Raw genomic sequence first — 26,520 nt, forward strand, 5'->3', positions numbered from 1 at the left:
AAGCGCGAGCAGGATGATGATGGGGATGGGCACGCCCAGCAGCCACAACAGGATCGATCGCATGAGTAAGCCTCCTTGCTTGGATTGCGCATAGCGCGGGATGCGGCGCTCAGGCCAGGTCTATCGTGCGCGGGTCGCTGGGGTCGGGCCGGCGCGGGTCCGGCGGGACTTCCTCGCCGGGGTCGTCGGGCGGCGGCACGGAGCCATCGGGCGGCAGGCTGCCGGGTATCGTGGGATCGTCCGGCGGCAGATCGTCGGGCTGGCCGGGTTCTCTATGCATGGACTGGGACATGGCGGAATCTCCTCGATCGGCGCAGGGTGCGCACGCGCCCTCCAGCAATCCGCGTGCCCGCGCGGGCAGCAAAAAGCCCTCTGGCGAGGGCTTGGAAAAGAAGAAGAATGAGGCGGGCCGGTTCAGGACCTGGAGCGGCCGTCCTTGCCCGGCTCGGGGGTTTGCGGATCGCTGCCCAGGAATTCCACCACCGCGGCCTTGCCCGCCGCCGACGCCTCGTCCTGGCTGCCGTAGCGCTTTTCGGAATAATTGGTGCTGCGCACATTGCCGCTTTCCGGGTCGAACAAGGTGATGATCCAGGCGAATTCGCCCGGCATCAGTTGCCTGACCTGCAATGTGGCGCGCGTGCCCGGACGCAATTTCTGCGGCATGTGGCGGCCTCTTGATGGGATTCGATGCCGTCATCGTAGCGCAAACCGGCGGCGCATCGCCGCTTTGAAGGCCGTCCCGAATGCTGCATGCGCACATGGATTTCATGCTGCAGGGTGCGCGGCTAATACGCCACAAACCGCGCGCGCCGTCAGGAAAACCCTAGGGCCCGCCGCCCGAATACAGGCGCACAATCAATACAAACATCTAGACCGCTCAGCGGCGCCGAATCCCTTTAATCAGGCGAGGACGGAGACAACATGACTCACGTAGCAGTGGTTATCAGCTGTTTGATGGTTATGGGTATCGTCGCGTTGGTGATTCAAACGATTCAAACCGCAGGGCCCGAGCCCTTGCTGAAAATATCGGCGGCGATCGTCAGTTCCCTGTTCGCTTCGCTGCTGCTGATCCCGCTGGGATACGCGGTCGCGCAATCCGTGCTCTGACCGAGCGATTCTTCTTCGACATGACGGCCCGGCCTGGGGCTACACGCCCCGGGCCGGCCTGTTGCGCGTCGCCGCCCAGCAGATCAGCGACCCGGCGGTGACCATGGCCACCCCTTGCCAGAACGGCGCGCCCAGGCGCGTCGACAGCCACACGGCGGCGAAAAAGGTGGAGAACACCGGCGTGAAATACGAGGCGGTGGCGAGCAAGGTCAGGTTGCCCTTGAGTATGCCCACGTTCCACAGCGCGTAGCCGGCCGCCATGGCCCCGCCGGTCACGCCAAGCTCCAGCGTGGCGGGCCAGGTGAACGCCAGCGCGGGCTCCGCGCCCAGCAGGTATTTGGTCCACAGGGCCGCCGCGGTCAGCATGAAAAACAGCGCGACGCCGTTCTTACCGTCGGCGTAGCGGCGCGTCACGTTGCAATACAAGGCCCAGATGACGGCGCCGCTGAACGCCAGCCCGTAGCTCAGGGGATTGCTGGAGACGTTGGCCACGGTGCGTTCCCAGGACAGCCCGCCCGAGCCGCCGACGACCCAGACAATGCCGCCCAGCGACAGCAGGATGCCGGGCGCCACCCAGGCGCTGGCGCGCTGGCCGTTGATGAGCATGGCCAGCACCACCGTGAAGCAGGGCCACAGGTAGTTGACGATGCCCAGTTCGATCGCCTGCGCGCGGTCGGCGGCGTAGCCCAGCGAGAGCGAAAGGCAGATCTCGTAGGCGACGAAGAGCAGGCTGCCGACGATGAGATAGGAACGGGGGAACGCGCGCAGCCTGGGAAAGCCCAGCAAAAGCACCAGGAAAATGGAGCCCGCCGTATAGATCAGCGCCGCCCCGCCGACGGGGCCGAAGTTTTCGCTGACGCTGCGGATCAGGCCGACGACCGTGCCCCACAGCAGCACCGCCAGCAAACCCGAAGTCGTGGCCATGTTCCGGCCGATGGTGAATTGCATTTCCGCTTCCGATGGTGCGCCGCGTCGCGCGCGGCGTCGAACCGCGCAGTGTAGCGAAAACGCCGGGCGGGCAACGCCCGGTTGGCGTCAGCCATCCAGCACCACCCGCCGCTTGCCCAGCCCCTTGGCCTTGTAGAGCGCCACGTCGGCGCGCTCCATGAGCTGCTGCAGCTCCATGCCGGACTGCGGGAACATGGCCACGCCCACGCTGGCCGACACGGTCGGCTGGATGTCCGGGTAAGGCTGCGACAGGCGCTCAACCAGCGCTTCGGCGACCAGCCGCGCGTTGTCCCCGGTGACCCCCAGCAGCAGCACCGCGAATTCGTCGCCGCCAAGGCGGGCCGCCACGTCCGAGACCCGCACCGCCTCGACCATGCGCTCGGCCACGTCCCGCAGGACCTCGTCGCCGGCGGCGTGGCCGTGCATGTCGTTGACGGCCTTGAAGCCATCCAGGTCGATCGCCAGGATGGCGAAGGAGTCGCCGCTGCGCTGCGCCACCGCCAGTTCGCGCTGCACCAGTTCGCTGAACAGGACCCGGTTGCACAGGCCGGTCAGCGGATCGTAGTGCGCCAGGCGCTGCGCGTGCGCCAGCATGCGCGAGGCCTGCAGCATGGCGCCGCCCACCTCCGCCACTTCCTTGACGCGCGTGCCCGGCAGCTCCACCGCGCGGCCGGTGCCCAGCGCCAGCGCCGGCGCGACCAGGCCCTGCACCGAAGAGGTCAGCCGGTTGGCCAGCCGCAACGCCAGCCACAGGCCCAGGCCGAAGGCGGCCAGGGTGCCCAGGGCGATCCAGGCGATGGAACGGTACAGGTCGGTCGTGACCAGGGACATGGGCGCGCCGGCGGCGACGGTCCAGCCCGACAGCGACGAGCGGCTGAAGGCCGTATAGACGGGCACGCCCTCTCTCGTGACCGTTTCCAGCGAGCCCTCGCTTTCCTGCAGGGCGGCGCGGGTCAGCGTGGGCACGGCCTTCTGGCCGACGAGCCTGGCCGAGTCGCGCGTGCGCGCGACGATGGTGCCCGAGCCGTCCAGCACCACCGCGATCCAGCCGTCCGGCAAGGCGCGCCGGCTCAGCACCTGGCCGATGCGCTCGGGTGGAATGCCCGCGCTCAGGGTGTAGACCACCTGCCCGCCGCGCATCACCGGCGCGCCCAGCGCGATGGACGGAGCGCGGCTGACGCCGCCGGTGAACAGTCCCGTGAGCACCGGCGCGCCGGTCTGGAACACGCGCGCCAGTTCCGGGGAGGTACTGGACGTGGGCAGCGCCTCGCCGTAAGGCACCAGGGTGTTGATGAGCTGGCGGCCGTCGCGGTCCGACAGCACGTAGTGTTCGGCGATATGGAAGCCCACCGCTTCGCGGGCGCGCTCGTAGAGGCCCTGCAGATTGCCCGCCACCGCGTCGGGGGACGACGCCAGCATGCGCAGCCCGGCTTCGACGCCGGTCAATTCACGGTCGAGAATGGCGGTGAGATTGCGCGCCAGGAATATGGTGTCGCGGAAAATCCGTTCTTTCTGGATGACGTAGCTTTCGTAGACGGCGATCGACGCCACGATCAGCGCCGGCGAAATACAGGCCACGACCAGCGCCAGCAAGCCGGTCCGCATGGAGTAGCGGCGCGGCTTGCGCTGCTGCGATTGCACCGACACCATTGCACTCATGCGCCTCCCGAGGGATCCGCCAGCTGCCACACAATTCGCAACAAAATACGCGGCGATAGTGTGGCTAAAACTTTCGTGTCCCCAATTTACCCCGAAAGCGCTCGCCGGACCACGGGAGGCAACCGCCCGGCGCTACGGCTCTTCCAGGTCGGGTGTGCCGGCGAACTGGCTCTTGAGCAGGGTCAAGGCGCCCTTTTCCGCCAGCGCCTCGTTGGGAAACACGTGCTTGGTGTCTTCCAGCGTGGGAAAGCCGAAGACGCGCACGCGGGTGCGAAAGCCCTCCGGCACCTCGGCGAATTCAATATCGAAGTTGCGCTCTTCGATCCAGCCGGACCGATGCAGTTTCCATTCCATATGCAACACGCTCCTGATAGGCGAAGTCCACACGAAATGCCCGCCCCCCTGGAGGCCGGGCGCCACTACACCATACACCGCGCGCCTATTTCCTGGCGGGCGGGCGTTGGTCGGCGATGCCGGGCGCGCTCTCGGGCAAGGGCGCGAACAGGTCCCAGCTGGCCATGAACAGGGCCGCGATCAGCGGGCCGATCACGAAGCCGTTCAAGCCGAACAAGGCCATGCCGCCCAGCGTGGAGATCAGCACCACGTAGTCCGGCATCTTGGTGTCCTTGCCCACCAGGATGGGACGCAGCACGTTGTCCACCATGCCGATGACCAGCACGCCGAACAGGATCAGCGCGACGCCCTTGAGCGTGGCGCCGGTCAGCAGGAAGTACAGCGCCACCGGTGCCCAGATCAGGCCGGCGCCCACCGCCGGCAGCAGCGACAGAAATCCCATGATGACGCCCCAGAGCAGCGCGCCCTGGATCGACAGGATCGAGAAGATGATGCCGCCCAGCGCTCCCTGCGCGGCCGCCACCGCGACGTTGCCCTTGACGGTGGCGCGCACGACGGTGGTGAACTTGCGGAACAGGTGCTGCTTGTGCGTGTCGCTCAGCGGCATGGCGCGCTTGAGCCGCGCCGAGAGCTGCGGGCCGTCGCGCAGCAGGAAGAACAGCAGGTACAGCATGATGCCGAAGCTGATCACGAACTGGAACGTGTCCTGTCCGATGCTCAGCGCCTGCGTGGCCAGGAACTGGCTGGCCTGCATCGCGCCGGCGCTCAGTTTTTCCTGCAGGCTCGGAATGTCGGCCAGGTCGAAGCGCGCCAGCAAATCGTGCACCGACGGCGGCAGCGCCGCCATGGCCTGCTGGAAGTAGGCGCCGAAATTGATCTGCCCCGACTTGATGCTTTGATAGAGATTCGCGCCTTCGCGCACCAGCGATCCGCTGATGACGACCAGCGGCAGGATCACCAGCAGCAGCACCAGCAACAGCGTGATCAGCGCGGCGAGGTTGCGCCGGCCTCCGATGCGCGGCACCAGGCGGCGCTGCAGGGGAGCAAAAATGATGGCGAGGATGGTGCCCCAGAAAACGGCCCCGTAGAAAGGCCACAACAACCACCCGAACGCGATGGAAACCGCTACCAGCAGGAGCAGAAAGGTTCGGTAGTGCACGCTGGAAGATTGACTCATGTTCCGTCCCAGGCACGGCAAGCGCCGCGAGACCCGCATTGTACAAAGCGCCTGTTTCAGCGCTCTCCGCGCGCCAGGCCCGCCGCCTGCGCCAGGGTGGCGCGGGCCCGCTCCAGGCCCTCGGACTGCGCGTTCAGTCCCTGCAGGCGCAGGTTCAGCTCCTGCTGCAGGGTCGGCGCCGTGACCAGGGTCTGGCCGTCCACGAACTGGAATTCGTCCTCGTGCGCGGCCACGAAGTCGGCCACGCCCAGCGCGTCGCGCGCGACCGCGTCCATCTTCGACGCCGCCTCGATCAGCTCGGCGGCCGGGGCGCTGACCGCTTCGTCGTAGACGCCGTCGTAGATGGGCGCGAGATCGGGCGGCAGCGCCAGGGCCGCGCGCGCCTTGTCGGCCTCGGCCCGCGCCTGCCCCAGCTTGGCGGCCTGCTCGGCCAGCGTCTTGCGCGCGGCCTCGAAGCGCGGCCTGCGCTCGACGATCTCGCCCACCGAGCGCAGGGTTTCCAGCGCCAGCACGTCGCGCATGGGCGCGGCGGCGCGGGCCATGGCCTGCTGGAATTCGCCCATCACCTCATAGGCGTCGGCGTAGTCGCCCACCGCCTCCTGCTCCGGTTCGCTGAGCACGGGCAGCGGCAGCAGCGCGGCGCTGTCGATGCGGGATTGCAGCAGTTGGATGAACGCCGCACGTTCCTGCGGCTCTTTGTTGACGCAGGCCGCGAGCGGCAGCAGCGATGCCGTCGCCAGTCCCAGCAGGCAAGCTCGCAGCCATGCCATGCGCATCCTCCTTGCATGCGGTTGTGCGGTGGCGGAGCGGCCCGGCCACAGGGCCGCCGCTCCCCGCCAGATTATCCCGAAGCGCCGGGCCGGCGCCGCCGGCAGGCGGATTTTGTTGCCATCGAAGCGTGTTGACACAGGGCGGCCCGCAAGCATCATGCCGCCGCCGGGCAGGCCATCGCGCAGCGCCGCGCCGGATCGAAGCCGGCCTGCGCTTCCAGCCGCAGGCGCGCCGCGAGCGGCGCGGGCAATTGCCCGGGCGCCAGCTCGGAAAAACCGTTGCGGCGATAGAAAGGCGCGTTCCAGGACAGCTCGCGGTCGGTGGTCAGCAGCACCGAGCGATAGCCGGCGGCGCACGCATGGGCGCGCACCGCCTGCAGCAGCGCCCTGCCCAGCCCGCGGCCCTGGCTGGGCAGCGCCACGGCCATTTCGGCCAGGTAGAGATCGCGGTCCATGGGCCGCGTCAGCGCGAATCCGGCGGGCTGGCCGTCCTGCCCTTCGGCGATCCACAGCAGGCCGGCGGCGCAGGCCTGCTCCAGCTCGGCCAGCGGCACCGGATCGTCGTCGGCGGCCCAGGCCATGGCGGTGCCCAAAAAGCGCTGGCCGGCGGAATGTTCTATGGCGGCCAGGCCGGCCAGGTCGGAAGGTCGTGCGAGTCTGATCATAGGCCTCGCAGTATGCCGCAAGCCGGGCTCCTCTAAAATGGCGTTTTCGGCCCGGACGGGCCGCCCGTAACGCAGACTTGCCATATGACTCAAAACGCCTGGGGCTTCGCCCATCCCGACTGCCGCGGCGCGGCCGCGCTGCTGTTTTTCATGGACGACCTCGCGCGCGTGGTCAACCAATACCTGGGCCACGGGCAGCTGTCCGGAGAGGCCCTGGCCGATGCGCAGAAGGCGGTCGATGCACTGCTCGCGCGCTACGTGGAAATCAAGGCGGCTCCCGAGGCCTTCGACAACGAAAGCATCGGGCTGGCGCTGGAAACCGCGACCGGGCCGGACGGCCAGGTCGGCGCACAGGTGGCGCTGCGCATGTCGCCGCGGCTGGAAGGGCTGATCATCGAGGCGCAGCGCCAGGCCCATTCCTCGGCGCATTGAAGCGCTTGCACAAAAAGCTTGCAAAATCGGCCAACTTCGATTAATATTCTTTGTTGGCCGCCAGACACGCGAAGTATAAACACTACATAGTCTTGGCGGCTTGAAATACCGGCGGCCTGAAATACCCCCGACGAACACGACTGTGCCACGTCGGGCGATGCTTACCCAACATGGCATCGGTATGGAGCCTGAAATAGGCCCCAGCATAGACAACCGGCAACGCGGCGGCGCTCTCGCCATCCACGCCACTTCATTTGAAAACAAACGGCGTGCGGCCTGAGCAAGACTGGCAGTAGCTCGCCCCCTTGGGCACCTGCACATCCAGCAGCATTCCTGCAACCAGGCGCGCCCTGGCGCCGGAACACGCTTGCGCACGCACGCCGCAAACCGGCGCGCGTATGAGAATGCGCAAGAAACCTGCAGCAATTGTGCGGTAGTGTCATGACTGGCCTACGGGCCATGAAGCTGCCGGCTTTCCCCATAACTAGAAACCAAGAAGAGAACAGACACCATGAACACTCACTTCACCACCACGGACCTGATCCGTCGTCCCGCCCACACCAAGCTGGACAACATGCCGATCCACATCGGCGACATCGTTTACCTGCAACCGGTCGACGGCCCCGCCATCCGCGCGGAAGTCATTTTCAACGCGCCGATCGACGGCATGACCACCTACACGACCGAAGTCGTGCCCTGCGGCGCGGCGGCGCAAAAGGCCCCGGGCCAGCGCATCCGCTTCCGCCACGAGCACGTGCATCGCATCGAGCCGGTGCGCCGCGCCGCCCGCTGAACCCATGCGCCTCGCCCTGCCCGCCCGGCCGGGCGGATGGCGCGTGATAAAGTTTCCGGCAATCAGGTCTTTGCAATCCCGACATGCAGAACAACCGCCAAGCGATCCACATCTGGGACCTCCCTACCCGCCTGTTCCACTGGGCGCTCGTCGTCTGTATCGTCGGCGCCTTCGTCAGCGTCAAGCTGGGCGGGCTGTACATGGACTGGCACGTCCGCTTCGGCTGTACCGCCCTGGGCCTGATCCTGTTCCGCCTGCTGTGGGGCTTCTTCGGCCCGCGCTACGCCCGGTTTTCGCAGTTCCTGCGCGGCCCCGCGGCCGTGGCCCGCTACCTCAAGGGCGCCGCCGCGCCGGCCGGCCACAATCCGCTGGGCGCGCTGTCGGTCATGGCGCTGCTGCTGGTCATCGGTTTCCAGGCCGTCAGCGGCCTGTTCGCCACCGACGACATCATGACGCAGGGGCCGCTGTTCGGCCACGTCAGCGAAGGCCTCTCCGGCGCCATGACGTCCTGGCACAAGCTCAACGAGTGGGTCATCATCGCCCTGGTGGCGCTGCACCTGCTGGCCGTGGCCTGGTACGCGGTGGTGCGCCGCAAGCGCCTGGTGCGCGCCATCATCACGGGCAAGGTCGACGCCAAGGACGTGCCCGCCGGCACGCCGCCCGCGCAGGACGGCTTCGCCGTCTGGCTGCGCGCCCTGGTGCTGGGCGCCTGCGTGACCGGCCTGGTGCTGTGGATACGCTCGCTGGAGGTGGCCGCGGACATGTCTTTTTCCTGATCCGCGCACGAACGAAAAAACGAAAAAGCCTGGCATTGCCAGGCTTTTTTTTCGTCGGACCGTCCGAGGACGGCCAAAGGCTTATTTCTTCTTGCGGTACGAATCGTGGCAGGCCTTGCAGCTGGCGCCCACGTCGCCGAACGCCGCGCGCAGCTTGTCCAGGTCGCCGGCGTCGGCCGCCGCCGACAGCTTGACGATGTTGTCCTGGAACGCCTGCTGCTTCTGCTTGAAGCCGGCGGCATCGCTCCAGACTTTCGGCAGCGCGTCGCCGCCTTCGGTGCCCGGACCGAACGCCGCCCAGGGCAGCGCCGACAGCGTCTTCAGCACTTCGACGTTGGCCTTGATCTGGGCCGCGTCATAGGGCGCCTGGCCCTTGACCACCGGCGCCATGCGGCCGAAGTGCGAAGCCATCAGCGTCAGGGCCGACTGGCGGTACTTGACCGCGTCCTCGGGCTTGGCGAACTGGGCGGAGGCGTTCGTCGCCAACAACGGCCCAACCGTGATACAGGCCATTGCGACGAGCGTGGACAACTTCTTCATTGCTATCTCCGGTGAGGTCAAACAAGAGGCCGCGCGCCCCGGCGCGCGGCAAGACGATTAGACCGCCCGGGCCAAGGCCGCGGCCAACCCGATGTAGGAGCGCGGCGTCATCGCCAGCAGGCGGGCCTTGGGTTCGGCAGGCAGCTCCAGGCCCTGGATGAATTCTCGCAGACCTTCCTCGGTGATGCCCTTGCCCCGCGTCAAGGCCTTGAGCTGCTCGTAGGGCTGCGGCAGGCCATAGCGGCGCATGACGGTCTGCACCGGCTCGGCCAGCACTTCCCAGCACGCGTCGATGTCGGCGTCGATGGCGGCGGCATTGACCTCGAGCTTGCCCAGGCCGCGCATGCAGGCGTCCCACGCCACCAGGCAGTAGCCCAGGCCCACGCCCAGGTTGCGCAGCACGGTCGAGTCGGTCAGGTCGCGCTGCCAGCGCGAGACCGGCAGCTTGTCGGCGAGATGGCGCAGCACGGCGTTGGCCAGGCCCAGGTTGCCTTCGGAGTTCTCGAAGTCGATCGGGTTGACCTTGTGCGGCATGGTGGACGAGCCGACCTCGCCTTCCTTCAGGCGCTGCTTGAAGTAGCCCAGCGCCACGTAGCCCCAGATGTCGCGGTCCAGGTCCAGCACGATGATGTTGGCGCGCGTGACGGCGTCGAACAGCGCCGCCATCCAGTCGTGCGGTTCGATCTGGATGGTGTGGCGGTTCTGGGTCAGGCCCAGGCCGGCCAGCACGCGCTGGCTGAACGCGGGCCAGTCGATCTCGGGGTAGGCCGACAGGTGGGCGTTGTAGTTGCCGGTGGCGCCGTTGAGCTTGGCCAGCGGCTCGACCGCCTCGATGGCGGCGATGGCGCGGTTCAGGCGCGCGGCCACGTTGGCGAACTCCTTGCCCAGCGTGGTCGGGCTGGCGGGCTGGCCGTGCGTGCGCGACAGCATGGGCTGGTCGGCATGGGCGATGGCCATCTCGTTCAGCTTGGCGGCCAGCTCGCGCAGGCGCGGCACCACCACCTCGTTGCGCGCGCGGGTCAGCATCAGCGCATGCGAGGTGTTGTTGATGTCTTCGGAAGTGCAGGCGAAATGGATGAACTCGGCGGCGCGGGCCAGTTCGGCGTCGTCGGCCACTTTTTCCTTCAGCCAGTATTCGACCGCCTTGACGTCATGGTTGGTGACGCGTTCGATGTCCTTGATCCGGGCGGCGTCCGATTCGGAGAAATCGCGCACCAGTTGCTGCAGGCGCGCACGCGCCGATTCCGAGAAGGCCGGCAGTTCCGGCAGGCCGGCGTCGGACAGCGCGATCAGCCAGGCCACCTCGACTTCGACGCGGTGCGCCATGAAGCCCGCCTCCGACAGCAGGCCGCGCAGCGCATCGCCCCGCGTAGCGTAGCGGCCATCCAGTGGCGAAAGGGCGTTGAGTTGGCTGAGCTGGTCGGCGATTTGCATGGTCTGAGGGAGGAAAAAAACAGGGAATGAGCGAATCGGCCGATTTTATCATCCGGTAGCCTGCAACATTGTGGCAAACTGGCGAAGATTCCGCCCCGCGGACGGCACCCCCGTCATGCGGCCTGCTATACTTCGGCCGCTTTCCGACTCCGCTTGTGACTCCATGAAACTGATCGGCTCGCTTACCAGTCCTTACGTGCGCAAAGTGCGTATCGTCATGGCCGAGAAAAAGCTGGACTACCGGCTTGAACTCGAAAACGTCTGGTCCGCCGACACGCAGATCCAAACGTACAATCCGCTGGGCAAGGTTCCCTGCCTGGTCATGGAAGACGGCGGCGCCCTGTTCGATTCGCGCGTCATCGTCGAATACCTGGACACCCTGTCTCCCGTCGCCCGCCTGATCCCGCAGCCGGGACGCGACCGCGCCGCCGTGAAGTGCTGGGAAGCCATCGCCGACGGCCTGCTCGACGCCTGCGTGACCATCGTCAAGGAAAACCAGCGTCCCGAGGCCCAGCGCAGCCCCGAGTGGATCCAGCGCCAGTACTCCAAGATCCACGCCAGCCTGGACGCGATGAACAAGAGCCTGGGCGACAACGCCCACTGCATGGGCATCAATTACAGCCTGGCCGACATCGCCGTCGGCTGTGCGCTGGGCTACCTGGACCTGCGCTTCGCCGATCTCGACTGGCGCACGAGCCAGCCCAACCTGGCCCGGCTGTACGAGAAGCTGTCGCAGCGCCAATCCTTCATCGACACCGTACCGGTGGTCTAATCCCCCCCGAGGCGCTACCGCGCCTTCCCCCCCAAGGGGGCGCGGCTGCGGACCGGCGGAGCCGGATCCGCGCCGCCCCGCTCGTCGTGTCTTCGTGGCGGCGCCCGTGCGGCGTGCTCCGCCGCTTCTCTGCGCTAGGCGCTGAAAGTCTGCCAGGCCTTGAAGAGCATGTAGGCGGCCAGGGCGAACAGCAGGGCGGCGAATACGCGCTTCAGGGTCTGGACGGGCAGGCGGTGCGCCATGCGCGCGCCCAGGGGGGCCGTGAGCACGCTGGTGCAGACCAGGGCCAGCAGCGCGGGCCAGTAGATGTAGCCCAGCATGCCGGGGCGCGAGGCGCCTTCATTCAGGCCGGACACGACGTAGCCCACGCTGTTGGCCAGCGCTATCGGGAAGCCGAGCGCGGCCGAGGTCGAGACGGCGTTGTGCAGGGCCACGTTGCACCAGACCATGAACGGCACCGACAGGAAGCCGCCGCCCGCGCCCACCAGGCCTGACAGAAAGCCGATGCCGGCCCCGGCCGCGCTGGTGCCGACCACGCCCGGCATCTGGCGGCTGGGCTTGGGCTTTTTATTGCGCAGCATGCTCCAGCCGGAGTAGCCGACGAACAGCGCGAAGAACAGCGACAGCCACAGGGTGCTGAGCGCGGCGAACACGGCGCCGCCCGACAGCAGGCCGCCGATGATGATGCCGGGCGCCATGGCCCAGACGATGTTCCATTTGATCGTCTTGCGCTGCTGGTGGGCGCGCACGCTGGATATCGACGTGAACAGGATGGAGGTCATGGACGTGGCGATCGCCGCGTGCACCACCAGGTCGGCGGGCATGCCCTTCCAGGTGAACAGCATGGTCAGGAACGGCACCAGCAGCATGCCGCCGCCGATGCCCAGCAGGCCCGCGGCAAAGCCCACCACCGCACCGAGCGCCAGCAGGCAAATCAACATCGTTACATCCACAACGGTCTCCTCTTTTTCTTGGTCATGAACAAGGCCCCTGGAGCTTCAGCCCCAGGGGCCCTCGAAACTGGCGTTCCGGCGCGACGCCTACACGATGATGCCGCCGCCCAGGCAAACCTCGCCATCGTAAAGCACGGCGGACTGCCCGGGCGTCACCGCCCATTGCGGCTCGGTGAAATCGAGCGCGAAAGTATCCTGCGCCGCGGCGTCCAGCCGGCAGGCCGCGTCGGCCTGCCGGTAGCGCGTCTTGGCGCCGTAGGCGCCCGCTTGCGGCGCACGGCCGGCGATCCAGCTGGCGTCCTGCGCCCGCAGCCCTTGCGAGAGCAGCCAGGGATGGTCGTGCCCCTGCACCACGTAGAGCACGTTGCGCTCCAGGTCCTTGCGCGCCACGTACCAGGCCTCGGCGGTGCCGTCCTCGCGCTGGCGGCCTTTCACGCCGCCCACGCCCAGGCCCTTGCGCTGGCCCAGCGTATAGAACGACAGGCCCTCGTGGCGGCCCACCGTCTGCCCTTCCGGCGTCTTGATGGGGCCGGGTTCGGTGGGCAGGTAGCGGTTCAGGAACTCCCGGAACGGCCGCTCGCCGATGAAGCAGATGCCGGTGGAATCCTTTTTGGCGGCGTTGTGCAGCCCGATCTCGTGGGCGATGCGGCGCACCTCGGTCTTGTGGATCTCGCCCAGCGGAAACAGGGTGCGCGACAGCTGCGCCTGGTTCAGGCGGTGCAGGAAGTAGCTCTGGTCCTTGGAGCCGTCCAGCGCCTTGAGCAGCTGGAATTCGGTGCCCCCGCCCTGCGCCGGCACTTCGCGCACGCGCGCGTAATGGCCGGTGGCGATGCGCTCGGCGCCCAGCGCCATGGCGTGGTCGAGAAACGCCTTGAACTTGATCTCGGCGTTGCACAGCACGTCGGGATTGGGCGTGCGGCCCGCGGAGTATTCGCGCAGGAACTCCGCGAACACGCGGTCCTTGTATTCGGCGGCGAAATTGACGAACTCGAATTCCACGCCGACCCGGTCGGCGACGCTGGCTGCGTCCAGCAGGTCCTGGCGCGTGGAGCAGTATTCGGAATCGTCATCGTCTTCCCAGTTCTTCATGAACAGGCCGACGACCTCGTAGCCCTGCTGCTTGAGCAGCCAGGCGGTGACCGAAGAGTCGACTCCGCCGGACATACCGACGACGACGCGGCCCTTCTTGGTGTGTGTTTGACTCATGATGACGCTATTTTAGATCGGACTGGGCCGCGTCCTCGGGCTGCGGCTCGGCGGCGCGCGAGACCTCCATCAGCCAGGTGCGGAAGGCCTGCAGCGTGGGCAGGTTGGCCTTCTGTTCCGGATAGCACAGGTAGTAGCCCATGCGCGCCCGGATGGGCAGCTGGATGGCCACGGCCAGCTTGCCGTCGCGCAGTTCGTCCTCGATCAGGCAGCGCGGGATCAGGGCCACGCCGAAGCCGGCCGCCGCGGCCTGCGACAACAGCGCGTACTGGTCGAAGCGCGCCCCCTCCAGGCTGCGGCGGGTGTCGCAGCCGGCCTGCTCGAACCAGTCGCGCCAGCCGTCCAGCGCCGAGGTGTGATGCAGAAGCGGGTACGCCAGCAGGTCCGCCGGCGAGCTACAGCCGCCCGGGATCAGGCGCGGGCTGCACACCGGCAGGATTTCGCGGCCGACGATGTAGTCGGCCCCACTGCCCGGCCACAGGCCTTCGCCGAAGCGCACGGCGGCGTCCAGCTCGGGCGTGGAAAAATCGTAGCCCTGGCGGTGCGGCAGGAATTCCACGTGGATGTCCGGCCGCAGGCGCATGAAGGCGGTCAGGCGCGGGATCAGCCAGCGCGCGCCGAAGGTCGGCATACAGGTCAGGTTGAGCGTGCCGCCCTGCCCCTGGTGGGCGATCAGTTCGACGGTTGCCGCCTCGATCTGGCCCAGGCCGGCCTGGACCTTGGCCAGATAGCTGCGCCCAGCCTCGGTCAGGACCAGGCCTTGCCTGATCCGCAGGAATAGTTCGACCCCGACGAATTCCTCCAGGTGCTTGACCTGCTTGCTGACCGCGCCCTGCGTGACGCACAGCTCCTGGGCCGCGCGCGTGAAGCTGCTGTGCCGCGCGGCCACCTCGAACGCCTGGAGGTCGGTCAAAGAGGGACAGAAACGCCGCATTGCTTTCGCTTCCCCGGCTGCCGCCAAAATGAGGTATGAAAAAAAGTCATAGCTTACGGAGAAACTTTCGTTTGCGCAAACGGGGCTGGCGGGAAAGAATCGTTGCGTTTGCGTCTGCCTTTGCGCATCCGCTTTCCATTCAATAGGGGAATCCATGCAACGCCGTAAAGTTGTCCTGGGCCTGTGCGTCGCCGCCGCGACCCTGGCCACGCCGCTCGCCTCGGGTATCGCGCACGCAGAAGACGCGTATCCGTCCAAGCCCATCCGCCTGATCGTTCCGTTCCCGCCCGGAGGCACGACCGACATCGTCGGCCGCCTGTTCGCCGACAAGCTGAGCAAGGAATTGGGCCAGACCGTGGTGGTCGAAAACCGCGGCGGCGCCGGCGGTTCGATCGGCAGCGCCTTCGTCGCCAGCAGCGCGCCCGACGGCTACGTCCTGGGCATCGCCACCGTCAGCACGCACGGCATCAACCCGGCCATCTACCCGAACCTGCCGTTCGACGGCGAGAAGGACTTCACGCCCATCTCGAACCTGGCCGCCGTGCCGAACATCATGACCGTCAACCCCAAGGTTGCGGCCAAGAACATCGCCGACCTGATCAAGCTGGCCAAGAGCGAACCGGGCAAGCTGACCTACGCGTCGGCCGGCAACGGCTCGGTCTCGCACATGATGGGCGAGCTGTTCAAGATGTCCTCGGGCACCAACCTGATGCACGTGCCGTACCGCGGCGTGGGCCCGGCGCTGAACGACGCGCTGGCCGGCCAGGTCGACGTCATGTATGACAACCTGCCCTCGTCGCTGCCGCACGTGCAGTCGGGCCGCCTGGTCGCCATGGCCGTGGCCGCGCCCAAGCGCGTCGCCGCCCTGCCCGACGTGCCGACCTTCGCCGAAGCCGGCCTGCCCGCCGTGAACGACGCCTCCTGGTTCGGCCTGGTGGCCCCGGCCAAGCTGCCGGCGCCGGTCCTGGCCAAGCTCAACGCCGCGGTCCAGAAGGTCAGCGCCGAAGCCGACGTCAAGTCGCGCCTGGAAGCGCTGGGCGCCGCGCCCGCGGCCAACACCCCGGCTGAATTCAGTGCGCAGATCGCGGCGGAAATCGCCAAGAACAAGCGCATCGCCAAAGAAGCCAACGTGAAGATCGACTGATCGATCTTCGGCCTGCCGCCCCCGCCGCGGGGCGCGCAGGCCTCCGATAGACGAACGCACCACCCCCCTATGCGAATCACCCAACCCCTGTCTTACCGGCTCGACCTTCCGCAGCAATATCCGGACTCGGACTCCTCGGCCCCGCTCGTGCTGGACTCCCCGCACAGCGGCACCGCCTACCCTCCCGATTTCGCCGCCGCGGTGGACTATGGCGCACTGCGCACCGCCGAGGACACCTGGGTTGACGACCTGTGGGGCGACGCCATCGACATGGGCGTGCCCATGATCGCGGCCGCTTTCCCGCGCGCCTACATCGACGCCAACCGCGCGCCCGACGAGATCGACGAACTGCTGCTGGACCAGCCCTGGCCCGACGCGCTGAACGCCTCGCCCAAGGTCAAGCTGGGCAAGGGCCTGATCTGGCGCATGCTCGACGACGGCACGCCGCTGTACGACCGCAAGCTGACGGTCGCCGAAGTCCGCCACCGCATCGACGCCTGCTGGAAGCCCTACCACGAGGCCCTGGCCCGCGTGCTGGACGACGCCCACCGCAGGTTCGGCAAGGTCTGGCACATCAACTGCCACTCCATGCCCAGCGTGGCCGGCGCCTTCGCCACCGACCGCCCCGGCCTGGTGCACCCGGACTTCGTGCTGGGCGACCGCGACGGCAGCACCAGCGACCCGGCCTTCCGCGAATTCGTCGCGGCCTGGCTGCGCGAGCGCGGCTACGACGTCAGCGTGAACGATCCCTACAAGGGCGTGGAGCTGGTGCGCGCCTTCGGCCGTCCCGACGAAGGACGCCACAGCCTGCAGATCGAAATCAACCGCAAGCTCTACATGGACGAGGTCACTCTGCGCCCGTCCGAGAACTATGCCCGCCTCAAAGCCGACCTGCGCGACCTCACCGCCGCGCTGATCGCATGGACTCGCGCGCAAACGGCTTGACGCCGGACGTTTGCGCGCAGTGGCGGCCGGCGGGGCGACCCGTCCGGCCGCAAACCGGGTTGCAAAACCCCTGCCCCATGGTTCGCCATGGGGCTTTTTTTCGGCCGCGCGGCCGCCCCCTCCTTTACGGAGGGGCGCGTACGTACCCCCATTCCGTGTATAACTACGGCGAACCTTCTGAGGAGAGGCGTAGATGCACATCGGGATACCAAAAGAAACCCGAGACGGGGAAACCCGTGTCGCAGCAACACCAGAGACCGTCAAGAAGTACGTAGGCGGCAAGCACACCGTCGTCGTGGAGCGCGGGGCCGGCAGCGCCGCCCGCTATCCGGATGACGCCTATGAAGCCGCCGGCGCCACGCTGGGCACCGCCCAGGATGCGCTGGGCGCCGGACTCGTCATGAAGGTTCGCGCGCCGGACGCCGCCGAACTGGCGCACATGAAAGCGGGCACGGTCGTGGTCGGCATGCTCGACCCCTTCGACGCCGAAGGCCTGCAGCGGATGGCGGCGGCCGGACTGGTCGGATTCGCCCTGGAGGCCGCGCCGCGCATCACGCGCGCGCAAAGCCTGGACGTGCTGTCCTCGCAGGCCAACCTCGCCGGCTACAAGGCCGTGCTGCTGGCCGCGCACCACTACGGCCGCCTGATTCCCATGATGATGACCGCCGCGGGCACGCTCAAGGCCGCCCGCGTCGTGGTGCTGGGCACCGGCGTGGCCGGCCTGCAGGCCATCGCCACCGCCAAGCGGCTGGGCGCCGTGGTCGAGGCCTCGGACGTGCGGCCCGCGGCGCGCGAACAGGTGGAGTCCCTGGGCGCCAAGTTCATCGACGTGCCCTTCGAGACCGACGAAGAACGCGAGATCGCGCAGGGCAGGGGCGGCTACGCCCGCCCCATGCCGCCGGCATGGATGGCGCGCCAGGCCGTGCTGGTGGCCGAGCGCTGCAAGCAGGCGGACATCGTCATCACGACCGCGCTGATTCCCGGCCGCCCCGCGCCCACGCTGGTCTCGGCCGAAACCATCGCGGCCATGAAGCCCGGCTCGGTGCTGGTGGACCTGGCCGTCGAGCGCGGCGGCAACTGCCCGCTGTCCGAAAAAGGGCAGATCGTGGAAAAGCATGGCGTGACCCTCATCGGGCTGACCAACCTGCCCGGCCTGGTGGCGACCGACGCGTCGGCGCTGTACGCCCGCAACATCCTGGATTTCCTGAAACTCATCACCGATGCCGAAGGCGCGCTGGCGATCCGGCGCGACGACGAAATCGTGGCGGCCTGCCTGGTGTGCGAAGGCGGCAACGTGACGCGGAGGACCTGAACATGGAAGCGATCAACCCCACCCTGATGAACCTCATCATCTTCGTGCTCGCCGTCTATGTCGGCTACCACGTGGTCTGGAACGTCACCCCTGCCCTGCACACGCCGCTGATGGCCGTGACCAACGCCATTTCCGCCATCATCATCGTCGGCGCCATGCTGGCCGCGGCGCTGACAGAAGGCGGGCTGGCGCGCGGCATGGGCGTGTTCGCCGTGGCGCTGGCCGCGGTCAACGTGTTCGGCGGCTTCCTCGTCACCCGGCGCATGCTGGAGATGTTCAAGAAGAAGGACAGGAAGCCGGGCAAGGAGGGCGCGCAATGATCTCGCTGAACCTGGTCACGCTGCTGTACCTGGTGGCTTCCGTCTGCTTCATCCAAGCGCTCAAGGGCCTGTCGCATCCCACCACCTCGCGCCTGGGCAACGTGTTCGGCATGGCCGGCATGGCCATCGCCGTGCTCACCACGGCCGCGCTCATCATCGGCCTGGCGCGCGACGGCGGCGCCACCATCGGGCTGGGATGGGTGGTGCTGGGCCTGCTGGTCGGCGGCTCCATCGGCACCCTGATGGCCAAGCGCGTCGAAATGACCAAGATGCCCGAGCTGGTCGCCTTCATGCACAGCATGATCGGCCTGGCCGCGGTGGCCATCGCCGTGGCCGTGGTGGCCGAGCCGCATGCCTTCGGCATCGCGCCGGCCGGCATGCCCATTCCCACCGGCAACCGCTTCGAGCTCTTCATCGGCACCTTCGTGGGCGCGATCACCTTCTCGGGCTCGGTCATCGCCTTCGGCAAGCTGTCGGGCAAGTACAAGTTCCGGCTGTTCCAGGGCGCGCCGGTGGTGTTCGCCGGCCAGCACCTGCTGAACCTGGCGCTGGCGCTGCTGATGCTGGCCTGCGGCATCTGGTTCATGCTGACGCAGGAATGGACGCCCTTCGTCATCATGACCGCCATCGCCTTCGTGCTGGGCGTGCTCATCATCATCCCGATCGGCGGCGCCGACATGCCGGTAGTGGTGTCCATGCTGAACAGCTACTCGGGCTGGGCCGCGGCCGGCATCGGCTTCTCGCTGAACAATCCGATGCTGATCATCGCCGGCTCGCTGGTGGGCTCGTCGGGCGCCATCCTGTCCTACATCATGTGCAAGGCGATGAACCGCTCGTTCTTCAACGTCATCCTGGGCGGCTTCGGCGGCCAGGCCGGCGGCGGCGCGGCGGCCGGCGAGGCCCAGCAGCGCAGCGTCAAGTCGGGCAGCCCGGACGACGCCGCCTTCCTGATGACCAACGCCGAGAGCGTGACCATCGTGCCCGGCTACGGCCTGGCGGTGGCGCGCGCGCAGCACGCGCTGAAGGAACTGGCGGAAAAGCTCACCGAGCGCGGCGTGACCGTGAAGTACGCCATCCACCCGGTGGCCGGACGCATGCCGGGCCACATGAACGTGCTGCTGGCCGAGGCCGAGGTACCGTACGACCAGGTCTTCGAAATGGAAGACATCAACAGCGAGTTCGGCCAGACCGACGTGGTGCTGGTGCTGGGCGCCAACGACGTGGTCAACCCGGCGGCCAAGAACGATCCCAAGTCGCCCATCGCCGGCATGCCCATCCTGGAAGCCTACAAGGCGCGCACCGTGATCGTGAACAAGCGCTCGATGGCCTCCGGCTACGCCGGCCTGGACAACGAGCTGTTCTACATGGACCGCACCATGATGGTCTTCGGCGACGCGAAGAAGGTGCTGGAAGACATGGTCAAGGCGGTGGAGTAAACCGCCTGCGCGGGCGCCGCCGGTCTCAGGCCGGCGCGCCCGCCTGGCGGCGCAGCTGTTCGTCCACCACCTCGACCCAGTGCCGCACCGGCGTGTCGGTGCCGCTTTGCAGGTGGCCGATGCAGCCGATGTTGGCCGACAGGATCACGTCCGGGCCGCCGGCCGCAATCGCGCCCAGCTTGCGGTCGCGCAGCGCCAGCGCGATCTCCGGATTGAGCACCGAGTAGGCCCCCGCCGAGCCGCAGCACAGGTGCTTGTCGGCGAACGGCAGCAATTCGAAACCCAGATCGGCAAGCAATTGCTCGGACAGCGGCCGCAGGCCCTGCCAGTGCTGCAGCGTGCATGGCGGATGGAACGCCGCGCGCGTGCCCGCCGGCAGGCGCGCGCGCAGCTGCGCGGCGTGCGGCGCCACGATCTCGGCCACGTCCTTGACCAGCGCCACGATGTCGGCGGCCTTTTGCGCATAGGCCGGATCGTGCCGCAGATGATGGGCGTATTCCTTCACCATCGCGCCGCAGCCCGAGGCGTTCATGACAATGGCCTCGGCCTTGCCGTCCTGCACCAGCGGCCACCAGGCGTCGATGTTGGCGCGCATCTGCGCCAGCGCGGCTTCCTGCGCGTCCAGGTGGAAACTGGCCGCGCCGCAACAGCCGGCGCCCGGCGCGATGCGCGCGCCGATGCCCACGGCGTCCAGCACCCGGATGGTGGCCGCGTCTATGGTCGGCATCATGGCGGGCTGCACACAGCCGGCCAGCATCAGCACCTGGCGCGCGTGCCCGGCCACCTGCGGCAGCGCGCCCGCGGCGCGGCGCTCCGGCACCTTGCGCCGGATCGATTCGGGCAGCAGCCCGCGCACGGCCTGTCCCAGCCGCATCGCGGGGCCGAACAAGGGCGACATCATGGCCTTGCGCAGCACGGTGCGCTTGGTCCTGTCGCCCCAGGAGCGCGGCACGCGTTCCTCGACGATCTTGCGGCCGATGTCCACCAGGTGCCCGTACTCCACGCCCGAGGGGCAGGTGGTTTCGCAATTGCGGCAGGTCAGGCAGCGGTCCAGATGCTGCTGCGTGGACTGCGTGGGCTCGGCGCCTTCGAGCACCTGCTTGATCAGGTAGATGCGGCCGCGCGGGCTGTCGAGCTCGTCGCCCAGCACCTGATAGGTCGGGCAGGTCGCCGTGCAGAAGCCGCAATGGACGCAACGCCGCAGGATGGCGTCGGCCTCGTTGCCCAGATCGGTGTCGCGGGCCCAGGATGCCAGCTTGGTTTGCATGATGCCTTATAGCTCCAGGACCAGGCGGCCGGGGTTGAACAAGCCGGCCGGATCGAGCTCTTGTTTGAGCCGGCGCGTGATCGCCGCGATTCCCGGCGCCAGCGGATGGAAGACGCCGTCGGCCGGCGGCTTGGCGTGACCGGCGCGAAACAGCGTCGCATGGCCGCCCAGCCGGGCCGCGGTTTCGCTCAACATGGCCGCGTCGTGCGCGCCGGACAGCCAGCGCTGGCCCCCGCCCCACTCGATCAGGGTCGGCCCCAACCCGAGCGCGGCGGCCGTGGGCGGCAGCGCCAGGCGCCACAACGGCTGGCCCGGCGCGAAAAACGGATGCGTCTGCTCGCGCAGCGACTGCCACCAGCCCGCCGCCGCGTCGGGCGCCATCGGCTCGCCGCCGATCTGCTGGCGCGCGCTGGCGATCGCCGGCGGCGCGCCGGACAGGCGCACGCGCATCGCGCCTTCGGCCCGGTCGTCGTCGCCGCTCCAGCTGGTGGCCGAGATCGGCAGGGGCTTGCCGCGCCACAGCGCGAAACTGGACAGCGCCTGCGCCTGCGTGGCCGGCAGCACCAGCGTGAGTTCTTCCATCGGCCGCGGCGCGACCTTCAGCGACACTTCCAGTATCGCGCCGAAGATGCCGTGCGAGCCGGCCAGCAGGCGCGACACGTCGTAGCCCGCCACGTTCTTCATGACCTCGCCGCCGAACGACAGGATGCGCCCTTCCGAATCCAGCAGCTGCGTGCCCAGCACGAAATCCTTCAGCGCGCCGGCGCTCATGCGGCGCGGCCCCGACAGGCCCGCCGCCACGCAGCCGCCCACCGTGGCCGACGGCGAATAATGCGGCGGCTCGAACGCCAGCATCTGCCCGTGCTCGGCCAGCGCGGCTTCCAGTTCCGCAAGCGGCGTGCCCGCGCGCACGGTCACAACCAGTTCAGAGGGGTGATAGCTGACGATGCCGCGATAAGGCGTCATGTCCAGCAGGCAATGCCCGTCCTGCGGCGTCACCGGACGGTAGTTGCCATAGAACGCCTTGCTGCCGCCGCCCATCACGAACAAAGGCTTGTGGCCGGCGCGGGCCGTCATGACCTGGTCGCACAATTCCGACAGGACGAAATCCATAGGGGATGCGTCCTAGAAACGGGCGAGATCGGGGAAGCGCAATTCGCCCGCATGGACGTGCATCTTGCCGTATTCGGCGCAGCGGGCCAGCGTGGGGATGACTTTTTCGGGATTGAGCAGGCAAGGCGGATCGAAAGCCCGCTTCACCGCCAGGAAGGCGTCGAGTTCTTCGCGAGAGAATTGCACGCACATTTGATTTATCTTCTCCATTCCCACCCCGTGCTCTCCGGTCACGGTGCCTCCTACCTGCACGCACAGCTCCAGTATGGCGGCGCCGAATTTCTCGGCGCGCTCCACTTCGTCCGGCTTGTTCGAATCGAACAGGATCAACGGATGCAGATTGCCGTCTCCCGCGTGAAATACGTTGGCGCAGCGCAGCCCGAACTCGTCTTCCATCTGTTCGATGGCGCCCAGCACGCGCGCCAGATGGCGGCGCGGTATCGTGCCGTCCATGCAGTAATAGTCGGGCGACACGCGCCCGGCGGCCGGAAACGCGTTCTTGCGCCCGGCCCAGAACTTGAGGCGTTCGGCCTCGGACGTCGACACCTGGCAGCGCGTGGAGCCGGCAAGGCGGAACACCGTTTCCATGCGCTCGATCTCGTGCGCCACCTCTTCGGGCGTGCCGTCGGACTCGCACAGCAGGATGGCCTGCGCGTCCAGGTCGTAGCCGGCGCGCACGAAGGGCTCGACCATGTGCGTGGCGCGCCGGTCCATCATCTCCAGGCCGGCGGGTATCATGCCCGCGGCAATGACCTGGGTGACCGCGTTGCCGGCCGCCTCGACGCTGGAAAAACTGGCCATCACGACCTGCGCGCAGGCCGGCTTGGGAATCAGCTTGACGGTGACCTCGGTGACCACGCCCAGCATGCCTTCGGAGCCGATGAAGACCGACAGCAGATCCAGGCCGGGCGCGTCCGGCGCCTCCGAGCCCAGCTCCACGATGTCGCCGTCTATGGTCACCACGCGCACGCGCAGCACGTTGTGCACGGTCAGGCCGTACTTCAGGCAGTGCACGCCGCCCGAGTTCTCGGCCACGTTGCCGCCGATGGAGCAGGCGATCTGGCTGGACGGATCGGGCGCGTAGTACAGCCCATACGGCGCAGCCGCTTCCGAGATGGCGAGGTTGCGCACGCCGGGCTGGACCACGGCGGTCGCGCTGGCCAGGTCGATGTGCTTGATGCGGTTGAACTTGGACAGCCCCAGCAGCACGCCGCGGCTGTGCGGCATGGCGCCGCCGGACAGGCCGGTGCCGGCGCCGCGCGCCACCAGCGGCGCGTTCAGGCGCTTGCAGATGCGCATGACCGCCTGCACCTGCTCCTCGGTTTCGGGCAGGGCCACGACCGCCGGCAGCGCGCGATAAAGGGATAGGCCGTCGCACTCGTAAGGGCGGGTGTCCTCTTCGCGGAACAACACGCAGTGCGCGGGCAACGCCGCCGACAGGGCCTCGATGAGCTGCTGCAAAGAGTAAGGCGCCTGCACTTGTGCCAGGCCGGTTTCGACCAATGAATTCATGAGCGCAACAATAGCGCGAGCGCCGGCCATAAGCAGGCCGGGATTTACCCGCATCCGGCGGTCTTCCGCGGGCTCAGAAGTAACCAGCCGTAAAGGCGCGACCGCCGGAACTGCGTTTCCTCAGCCCTGCCAGGAAACGATTTTGCCCGGATTCAGGATGTTGTTCGGGTCGAACGCATGCTTGAGGCTGCGCATCAGCGCCAGCGCGTCTTCGCCATGCTCCTCGGCCATGAACTGCATCTTGTGCAGGCCCACGCCATGCTCGCCGGTGCAGGTGCCGTCAGCGGCGATCGCGCGGCGCACCAGGTTGTGGTTGATGGCCTCGGACTCCTGCCATTCTTCGGCGCTGTCGGCGTCCAGCAGCATCAGCACGTGGAAGTTGCCGTCGCCGACGTGGCCCACGATGGTGTACGGGAAGCTGGCGCGGTCCAGTTCCTCGACAGTGTCGCGCACGCAATCGGCCAGGCGCGAAATCGGCACGCAGACGTCGGTGGTGCTGGCGCGGCAGCCGGGACGCAGCTGCAGGCCGGCGAAATAGGCGTTGTGGCGCGCGGTCCAGAGGCGGCTGCGGTCTTCGGGACGCTCGGCCCATTCGAAGTCCATGCCGCCGTGCTCGGCGGTGATGGCCTGCACGGTCTCGGCCTGCTCCTGCACGCCGGCCGGACTGCCGTGGAACTCGAACACCAGCAGCGGAGTTTCGCGCAGGCTCAGCTTGCTGTGCAGGTTGACGGCGCGCACGCTGGCCGCGTCCATGAATTCGACGCGGGCGACCGGCACGCCCATCTGGATGATCTCGATCACGCTCTGCACGGCGGCGTCCAGCGTGGGGAAGTTGCAGACCGCGGCGGACACCGCCTCGGGCTGCGGATACAGGCGCACCGTGACTTCGGTGATGATGCCCAGCGTGCCTTCGCTGCCGACGAAGATGCGCGTCAGGTCGTAGCCGGCCGAGGACTTGCGGGCGCGCCCGGCCGTGCGCACGATGCGCCCGTCGGCCGTCACCACGGTCAGCGACATGACGTTCTCGCGCATGGTGCCGTAGCGCACGGCGTTGGTGCCGGAGGCGCGCGTGGCGGCCATGCCGCCCAGGCTGGCGTCGGCGCCGGGGTCGATCGGAAAGAACAGGCCGGTGTCGCGGATCTCTTCGTTGAGCTGCTTGCGCAGCACGCCGGCCTGCACCGTGGCGGTCAGGTCTTCGGCGTTGACCGCCAGCACCTTGTTCATCTGCGACAGGTCGAGGCAGACGCCGCCCTGGATCGCCAGGATGTGGCCTTCCAGCGAGGAGCCGGCGCCATACGGAATTAGCGGCACGCGGTGCTCGTTGCACAGCCTGGCGACCTCGGCCACTTCCTCGGTGGTGTGCGCGAACACCACCGCATCCGGCGGCATGGCCGCATAAGGGGATTCGTCGCGGCCGTGGTGCTCGCGCACCGCGGCGGACTCGGAGAAGCGATCGCCGAAGCGCGCGCGCAGGGCGTCCAGACAGGCGGCCGGCACCGGACGGCGCAATGTTTCAGCGGGCAGGGAAGCGTTCATGGTCAGCGTGGATTCGGGTTCGATAATCCGAATATTCTACGCCGCCGCGCGTGCTGCGCCGCACACCGCCGCTGGCGGGCGGCGCGCGGCGCGGGTTGCGTATTTACTTGCCCGAGGTCAGCGCGACGCGGCGGCGTTCACGCACGGCATGGGCCAGGCGTTCGAGCACCGCGACCGAGGCGTCCCAGTCGATGCAGCCGTCGGTGATGCTCTGGCCGTAGACCAGCGGCGTGCCCGGCACCATGTCCTGGCGTCCGCCCAGCAGATGGCTTTCCACCATCACGCCCACCAGGCGCGCATCGCCCGCTTCCATCTGGCGCGCCACGTCTTCGATGACGAGCGGCTGGTTCTCGGGCTTCTTGCTGCTGTTGGCGTGGCTGGCGTCGACCATCACGCGCTGCGCCAGGCCGGCCTTGGCCATGTCCGCGCAGGCCGCATCCACGCTTTGCGCGTCGTAGTTCGGCGTCTTGCCACCGCGCAGGATGACGTGGCAGTCCTCGTTGCCGGCGGTCGACACGATGGCCGAATGCCCGCCCTTGGTCACCGACAGGAAGTGATGCGGCTGCGACGCGGCCTTGATGGCGTCGACCGCGATCTTCACATTGCCGTCCGTGCCGTTCTTGAATCCCACCGGACACGACAGTCCGGAAGCCAGTTCGCGGTGCACCTGGCTTTCCGTCGTGCGCGCCCCGATCGCCCCCCAGGAGACCAGATCCGCGATGTACTGCGGCGTAATCATGTCCAGGAACTCGCAGCCCGCCGGCAGCCCCAGGCTGTTGATGTCCAGCAGCAGTTCGCGCGCCACGCGCACGCCCTTGTTGATGTCGAAGCTGCCGTCCAGGTCGGGATCGTTGATCAGGCCCTTCCAGCCCACCGTCGTGCGCGGCTTCTCGAAATACACCCGCATCACGATTTCCAGGTCGGCGCTCAGGCGGTCGCGCACCGGTTTCAGGCGTTTCGCATACTCGATGGCCGCGCGCGTATCGTGAATCGAGCAGGGACCGATCACGACGATCATGCGGTCGTCCATGCCGTGCAGGATGCGGTGCATCGCCTGGCGGGCGGCGAACACGGTGTCCGACGCCTCCTTGGTGCAGGCGAACTCACGCATGACGTGCGCGGGCGGGTTCAGCTCTTTGATTTCTCGAATGCGAAGGTCATCGGTATTGTGTGACACGGTACTGCTCCTGGGTTGCCCGCCGCGGGGAAGGTTCCCGAGGCTCCCGGAGACTCCTCCGGGGGTTCCTCAACCGGCGGCGCAAAAAAAGCCGCCAGTTCGCTGGCGGCTTTTTTGGGGGGATTCTTTCCAAACTTCAGATTGAGCGCGTCCCTTCCTCCGCCAGCGGCTTCAGAAAACCATAAAAGTAAAAGTAAAAAGCGGGGGACGCGAATTTCATGGGGAATGACTCTAGCAC

Annotated in this window: 28 protein-coding genes; 10 read left to right on the plus strand and 18 right to left on the minus strand. The window is 67.7% G+C overall.

Annotation, left to right across the window (positions count from 1 at the left end; translation table 11 throughout):
• Positions 1-109 precede the first annotated feature (109 nt).
• Positions 110-292, minus strand: coding sequence for a hypothetical protein (locus C1I89_RS22570; protein ID WP_102774707.1), 183 nt, complete (start codon positions 290-292; stop codon positions 110-112).
• 122 nt (positions 293-414) lie between these two features.
• Positions 415-663 (minus strand): hypothetical protein, encoded by a 249-nt coding sequence (locus tag C1I89_RS22575; RefSeq protein WP_102774708.1) that lies wholly within the window; start codon positions 661-663, stop codon positions 415-417.
• 258 nt (positions 664-921) lie between these two features.
• Between C1I89_RS22575 and C1I89_RS22580 the strand changes: the two genes are divergently transcribed.
• Positions 922-1,107, plus strand: coding sequence for a hypothetical protein (locus C1I89_RS22580; RefSeq protein ID WP_102774709.1), 186 nt, complete (start codon positions 922-924; stop codon positions 1,105-1,107).
• 39 nt (positions 1,108-1,146) lie between these two features.
• Here C1I89_RS22580 and yddG read toward each other — a convergent pair whose 3' ends face one another.
• The 6 genes from yddG to C1I89_RS22610 form a co-directional block, all read right to left on the minus strand.
• Positions 1,147-2,055, minus strand: coding sequence for an aromatic amino acid DMT transporter YddG (yddG, locus tag C1I89_RS22585; protein WP_102774710.1), 909 nt, complete (start codon positions 2,053-2,055; stop codon positions 1,147-1,149).
• A gap of 87 nt (positions 2,056-2,142) precedes the next feature.
• Entirely contained in the window at positions 2,143-3,705 is a 1,563-nt protein-coding gene (locus C1I89_RS22590; RefSeq protein ID WP_258231517.1) for a GGDEF domain-containing protein, read from the minus strand.
• A gap of 141 nt (positions 3,706-3,846) precedes the next feature.
• Positions 3,847-4,068: a hypothetical protein gene (locus C1I89_RS22595; RefSeq protein WP_102774711.1), complete on the minus strand. Its 222-nt coding sequence runs from the start codon at positions 4,066-4,068 to the stop codon at positions 3,847-3,849.
• Positions 4,069-4,153: 85 nt separating this feature from the next.
• A complete protein-coding gene (locus C1I89_RS22600) occupies positions 4,154-5,245 on the minus strand; it encodes an AI-2E family transporter (protein WP_102774712.1) in 1,092 nt (363 codons plus the stop codon).
• A gap of 56 nt (positions 5,246-5,301) precedes the next feature.
• Positions 5,302-6,015 (minus strand): DUF3053 family protein, encoded by a 714-nt coding sequence (locus C1I89_RS22605; protein WP_102774945.1) that lies wholly within the window; start codon positions 6,013-6,015, stop codon positions 5,302-5,304.
• Positions 6,016-6,170: 155 nt separating this feature from the next.
• Entirely contained in the window at positions 6,171-6,680 is a 510-nt protein-coding gene (locus C1I89_RS22610; RefSeq protein WP_102774713.1) for a GNAT family N-acetyltransferase, read from the minus strand.
• Between the two features lie 84 nt (positions 6,681-6,764).
• Here C1I89_RS22610 and C1I89_RS22615 point away from each other — a divergent pair, with 84 nt between their 5' ends.
• From C1I89_RS22615 to C1I89_RS22625, 3 genes are all read left to right on the plus strand, one after another.
• A complete protein-coding gene (locus C1I89_RS22615) occupies positions 6,765-7,112 on the plus strand; it encodes a hypothetical protein (protein WP_102774714.1) in 348 nt (115 codons plus the stop codon).
• Positions 7,113-7,623: 511 nt separating this feature from the next.
• Positions 7,624-7,905, plus strand: a complete 282-nt coding sequence (locus tag C1I89_RS22620; protein WP_102774715.1) for a hypothetical protein — start codon at positions 7,624-7,626, stop codon at positions 7,903-7,905.
• An 83-nt stretch (positions 7,906-7,988) separates the two neighbouring features.
• The gene (locus C1I89_RS22625) at positions 7,989-8,681 is read left to right on the plus strand and encodes a cytochrome b/b6 domain-containing protein (protein WP_102774716.1); all 693 of its coding nucleotides are present in this window, start codon (positions 7,989-7,991) and stop codon (positions 8,679-8,681) included.
• Between the two features lie 81 nt (positions 8,682-8,762).
• On the opposite strand, the gene C1I89_RS22630 is transcribed toward C1I89_RS22625, so the two are convergent.
• A complete protein-coding gene (locus tag C1I89_RS22630; protein ID WP_102774717.1) occupies positions 8,763-9,221 on the minus strand; it encodes a c-type cytochrome in 459 nt (152 codons plus the stop codon).
• A gap of 57 nt (positions 9,222-9,278) precedes the next feature.
• Positions 9,279-10,655, minus strand: a complete 1,377-nt coding sequence (gene purB, locus C1I89_RS22635; RefSeq protein WP_102774718.1) for an adenylosuccinate lyase — start codon at positions 10,653-10,655, stop codon at positions 9,279-9,281.
• A 163-nt stretch (positions 10,656-10,818) separates the two neighbouring features.
• On the opposite strand from purB, the gene C1I89_RS22640 reads away from it, so the two are divergent.
• Complete coding sequence (locus C1I89_RS22640) at positions 10,819-11,427, plus strand: glutathione S-transferase (protein WP_102774719.1); 609 nt, start codon at positions 10,819-10,821, stop codon at positions 11,425-11,427.
• A gap of 134 nt (positions 11,428-11,561) precedes the next feature.
• Here C1I89_RS22640 and C1I89_RS22645 read toward each other — a convergent pair whose 3' ends face one another.
• The 3 genes from C1I89_RS22645 to gcvA all read right to left on the minus strand — a co-directional run bounded on the left by C1I89_RS22645 (position 11,562) and on the right by gcvA (position 14,520).
• Positions 11,562-12,380, minus strand: coding sequence for a sulfite exporter TauE/SafE family protein (locus tag C1I89_RS22645; RefSeq protein ID WP_102774720.1), 819 nt, complete (start codon positions 12,378-12,380; stop codon positions 11,562-11,564).
• 87 nt (positions 12,381-12,467) lie between these two features.
• A complete protein-coding gene (mnmA, locus tag C1I89_RS22650) occupies positions 12,468-13,586 on the minus strand; it encodes a tRNA 2-thiouridine(34) synthase MnmA (RefSeq protein ID WP_102774721.1) in 1,119 nt (372 codons plus the stop codon).
• Between the two features lie 7 nt (positions 13,587-13,593).
• Entirely contained in the window at positions 13,594-14,520 is a 927-nt protein-coding gene (gcvA, locus tag C1I89_RS22655) for a transcriptional regulator GcvA (protein WP_102774722.1), read from the minus strand.
• A 154-nt stretch (positions 14,521-14,674) separates the two neighbouring features.
• Between gcvA and C1I89_RS22660 the strand changes: the two genes are divergently transcribed.
• The 5 genes from C1I89_RS22660 (at position 14,675) to C1I89_RS22680 (ending at position 19,677) form a co-directional block, all read left to right on the plus strand.
• Entirely contained in the window at positions 14,675-15,664 is a 990-nt protein-coding gene (locus C1I89_RS22660; RefSeq protein WP_102774723.1) for a Bug family tripartite tricarboxylate transporter substrate binding protein, read from the plus strand.
• Positions 15,665-15,733: 69 nt separating this feature from the next.
• Positions 15,734-16,609 carry an N-formylglutamate amidohydrolase gene (locus tag C1I89_RS22665; RefSeq protein ID WP_102774724.1) on the plus strand — a complete coding sequence of 292 codons (876 nt, stop codon included), beginning with the start codon at positions 15,734-15,736 and terminating at the stop codon, positions 16,607-16,609.
• Between the two features lie 193 nt (positions 16,610-16,802).
• Positions 16,803-17,921: a Re/Si-specific NAD(P)(+) transhydrogenase subunit alpha gene (locus C1I89_RS22670; RefSeq protein WP_102774725.1), complete on the plus strand. Its 1,119-nt coding sequence runs from the start codon at positions 16,803-16,805 to the stop codon at positions 17,919-17,921.
• Between the two features lie 2 nt (positions 17,922-17,923).
• Positions 17,924-18,241, plus strand: a complete 318-nt coding sequence (locus C1I89_RS22675) for an NAD(P) transhydrogenase subunit alpha (RefSeq protein ID WP_102774726.1) — start codon at positions 17,924-17,926, stop codon at positions 18,239-18,241.
• Positions 18,238-19,677, plus strand: a complete 1,440-nt coding sequence (locus tag C1I89_RS22680) for an NAD(P)(+) transhydrogenase (Re/Si-specific) subunit beta (RefSeq protein ID WP_102774727.1) — start codon at positions 18,238-18,240, stop codon at positions 19,675-19,677. The genes C1I89_RS22675 and C1I89_RS22680 overlap by 4 nt, the downstream gene beginning before the upstream one ends.
• Before the next feature lie 25 nt (positions 19,678-19,702).
• On the opposite strand, the gene glcF is transcribed toward C1I89_RS22680, so the two are convergent.
• From glcF to aroG, 5 genes are all read right to left on the minus strand, one after another.
• Positions 19,703-20,944 carry a glycolate oxidase subunit GlcF gene (gene glcF, locus C1I89_RS22685; protein WP_102774728.1) on the minus strand — a complete coding sequence of 414 codons (1,242 nt, stop codon included), beginning with the start codon at positions 20,942-20,944 and terminating at the stop codon, positions 19,703-19,705.
• Between the two features lie 6 nt (positions 20,945-20,950).
• Positions 20,951-22,057 carry a glycolate oxidase subunit GlcE gene (glcE, locus tag C1I89_RS22690; protein WP_102774729.1) on the minus strand — a complete coding sequence of 369 codons (1,107 nt, stop codon included), beginning with the start codon at positions 22,055-22,057 and terminating at the stop codon, positions 20,951-20,953.
• A 12-nt stretch (positions 22,058-22,069) separates the two neighbouring features.
• Positions 22,070-23,569, minus strand: coding sequence for an FAD-linked oxidase C-terminal domain-containing protein (locus C1I89_RS22695; protein WP_102774730.1), 1,500 nt, complete (start codon positions 23,567-23,569; stop codon positions 22,070-22,072).
• A gap of 120 nt (positions 23,570-23,689) precedes the next feature.
• Complete coding sequence (locus C1I89_RS22700) at positions 23,690-25,105, minus strand: FAD-binding oxidoreductase (protein ID WP_102774731.1); 1,416 nt, start codon at positions 25,103-25,105, stop codon at positions 23,690-23,692.
• A 103-nt stretch (positions 25,106-25,208) separates the two neighbouring features.
• Positions 25,209-26,282, minus strand: a complete 1,074-nt coding sequence (aroG, locus tag C1I89_RS22705) for a 3-deoxy-7-phosphoheptulonate synthase AroG (RefSeq protein WP_102774732.1) — start codon at positions 26,280-26,282, stop codon at positions 25,209-25,211.
• Positions 26,283-26,520: the final 238 nt, after the last annotated feature.

Origin of the sequence: Achromobacter pulmonis, assembly GCF_002885955.2 — a bacterium.
GTDB lineage: Bacteria > Pseudomonadota > Gammaproteobacteria > Burkholderiales > Burkholderiaceae_B > Achromobacter > Achromobacter pulmonis_A.

Coding starts and splice junctions, on each gene's coding strand:
- C1I89_RS22660 (WP_102774723.1), top strand. CDS start 14,675: ATGCAACGCCGTAAAGTTGTCCTGGGCCTGTGCGTCGCCGCCGCGACC.
- C1I89_RS22665 (WP_102774724.1), top strand. CDS start 15,734: ATGCGAATCACCCAACCCCTGTCTTACCGGCTCGACCTTCCGCAGCAA.
- C1I89_RS22580 (WP_102774709.1), top strand. CDS start 922: ATGACTCACGTAGCAGTGGTTATCAGCTGTTTGATGGTTATGGGTATC.
- C1I89_RS22595 (WP_102774711.1), bottom strand. CDS start 4,068: ATGGAATGGAAACTGCATCGGTCCGGCTGGATCGAAGAGCGCAACTTC.
- C1I89_RS22700 (WP_102774731.1), bottom strand. CDS start 25,105: ATGAACGCTTCCCTGCCCGCTGAAACATTGCGCCGTCCGGTGCCGGCC.
- yddG (WP_102774710.1), bottom strand. CDS start 2,055: ATGCAATTCACCATCGGCCGGAACATGGCCACGACTTCGGGTTTGCTG.
- C1I89_RS22590 (WP_258231517.1), bottom strand. CDS start 3,705: ATGGTGTCGGTGCAATCGCAGCAGCGCAAGCCGCGCCGCTACTCCATG.
- glcE (WP_102774729.1), bottom strand. CDS start 22,057: ATGGATTTCGTCCTGTCGGAATTGTGCGACCAGGTCATGACGGCCCGC.
- gcvA (WP_102774722.1), bottom strand. CDS start 14,520: ATGCGGCGTTTCTGTCCCTCTTTGACCGACCTCCAGGCGTTCGAGGTG.
- C1I89_RS22620 (WP_102774715.1), top strand. CDS start 7,624: ATGAACACTCACTTCACCACCACGGACCTGATCCGTCGTCCCGCCCAC.
- C1I89_RS22570 (WP_102774707.1), bottom strand. CDS start 292: ATGTCCCAGTCCATGCATAGAGAACCCGGCCAGCCCGACGATCTGCCG.
- C1I89_RS22615 (WP_102774714.1), top strand. CDS start 6,765: ATGACTCAAAACGCCTGGGGCTTCGCCCATCCCGACTGCCGCGGCGCG.
- C1I89_RS22675 (WP_102774726.1), top strand. CDS start 17,924: ATGGAAGCGATCAACCCCACCCTGATGAACCTCATCATCTTCGTGCTC.
- glcF (WP_102774728.1), bottom strand. CDS start 20,944: ATGCAAACCAAGCTGGCATCCTGGGCCCGCGACACCGATCTGGGCAAC.
- C1I89_RS22575 (WP_102774708.1), bottom strand. CDS start 663: ATGCCGCAGAAATTGCGTCCGGGCACGCGCGCCACATTGCAGGTCAGG.
- C1I89_RS22680 (WP_102774727.1), top strand. CDS start 18,238: ATGATCTCGCTGAACCTGGTCACGCTGCTGTACCTGGTGGCTTCCGTC.
- C1I89_RS22630 (WP_102774717.1), bottom strand. CDS start 9,221: ATGAAGAAGTTGTCCACGCTCGTCGCAATGGCCTGTATCACGGTTGGG.
- C1I89_RS22610 (WP_102774713.1), bottom strand. CDS start 6,680: ATGATCAGACTCGCACGACCTTCCGACCTGGCCGGCCTGGCCGCCATA.
- C1I89_RS22695 (WP_102774730.1), bottom strand. CDS start 23,569: ATGAATTCATTGGTCGAAACCGGCCTGGCACAAGTGCAGGCGCCTTAC.
- purB (WP_102774718.1), bottom strand. CDS start 10,655: ATGCAAATCGCCGACCAGCTCAGCCAACTCAACGCCCTTTCGCCACTG.
- C1I89_RS22605 (WP_102774945.1), bottom strand. CDS start 6,015: ATGGCATGGCTGCGAGCTTGCCTGCTGGGACTGGCGACGGCATCGCTG.
- C1I89_RS22600 (WP_102774712.1), bottom strand. CDS start 5,245: ATGAGTCAATCTTCCAGCGTGCACTACCGAACCTTTCTGCTCCTGCTG.
- mnmA (WP_102774721.1), bottom strand. CDS start 13,586: ATGAGTCAAACACACACCAAGAAGGGCCGCGTCGTCGTCGGTATGTCC.
- C1I89_RS22670 (WP_102774725.1), top strand. CDS start 16,803: ATGCACATCGGGATACCAAAAGAAACCCGAGACGGGGAAACCCGTGTC.
- C1I89_RS22625 (WP_102774716.1), top strand. CDS start 7,989: ATGCAGAACAACCGCCAAGCGATCCACATCTGGGACCTCCCTACCCGC.
- C1I89_RS22640 (WP_102774719.1), top strand. CDS start 10,819: ATGAAACTGATCGGCTCGCTTACCAGTCCTTACGTGCGCAAAGTGCGT.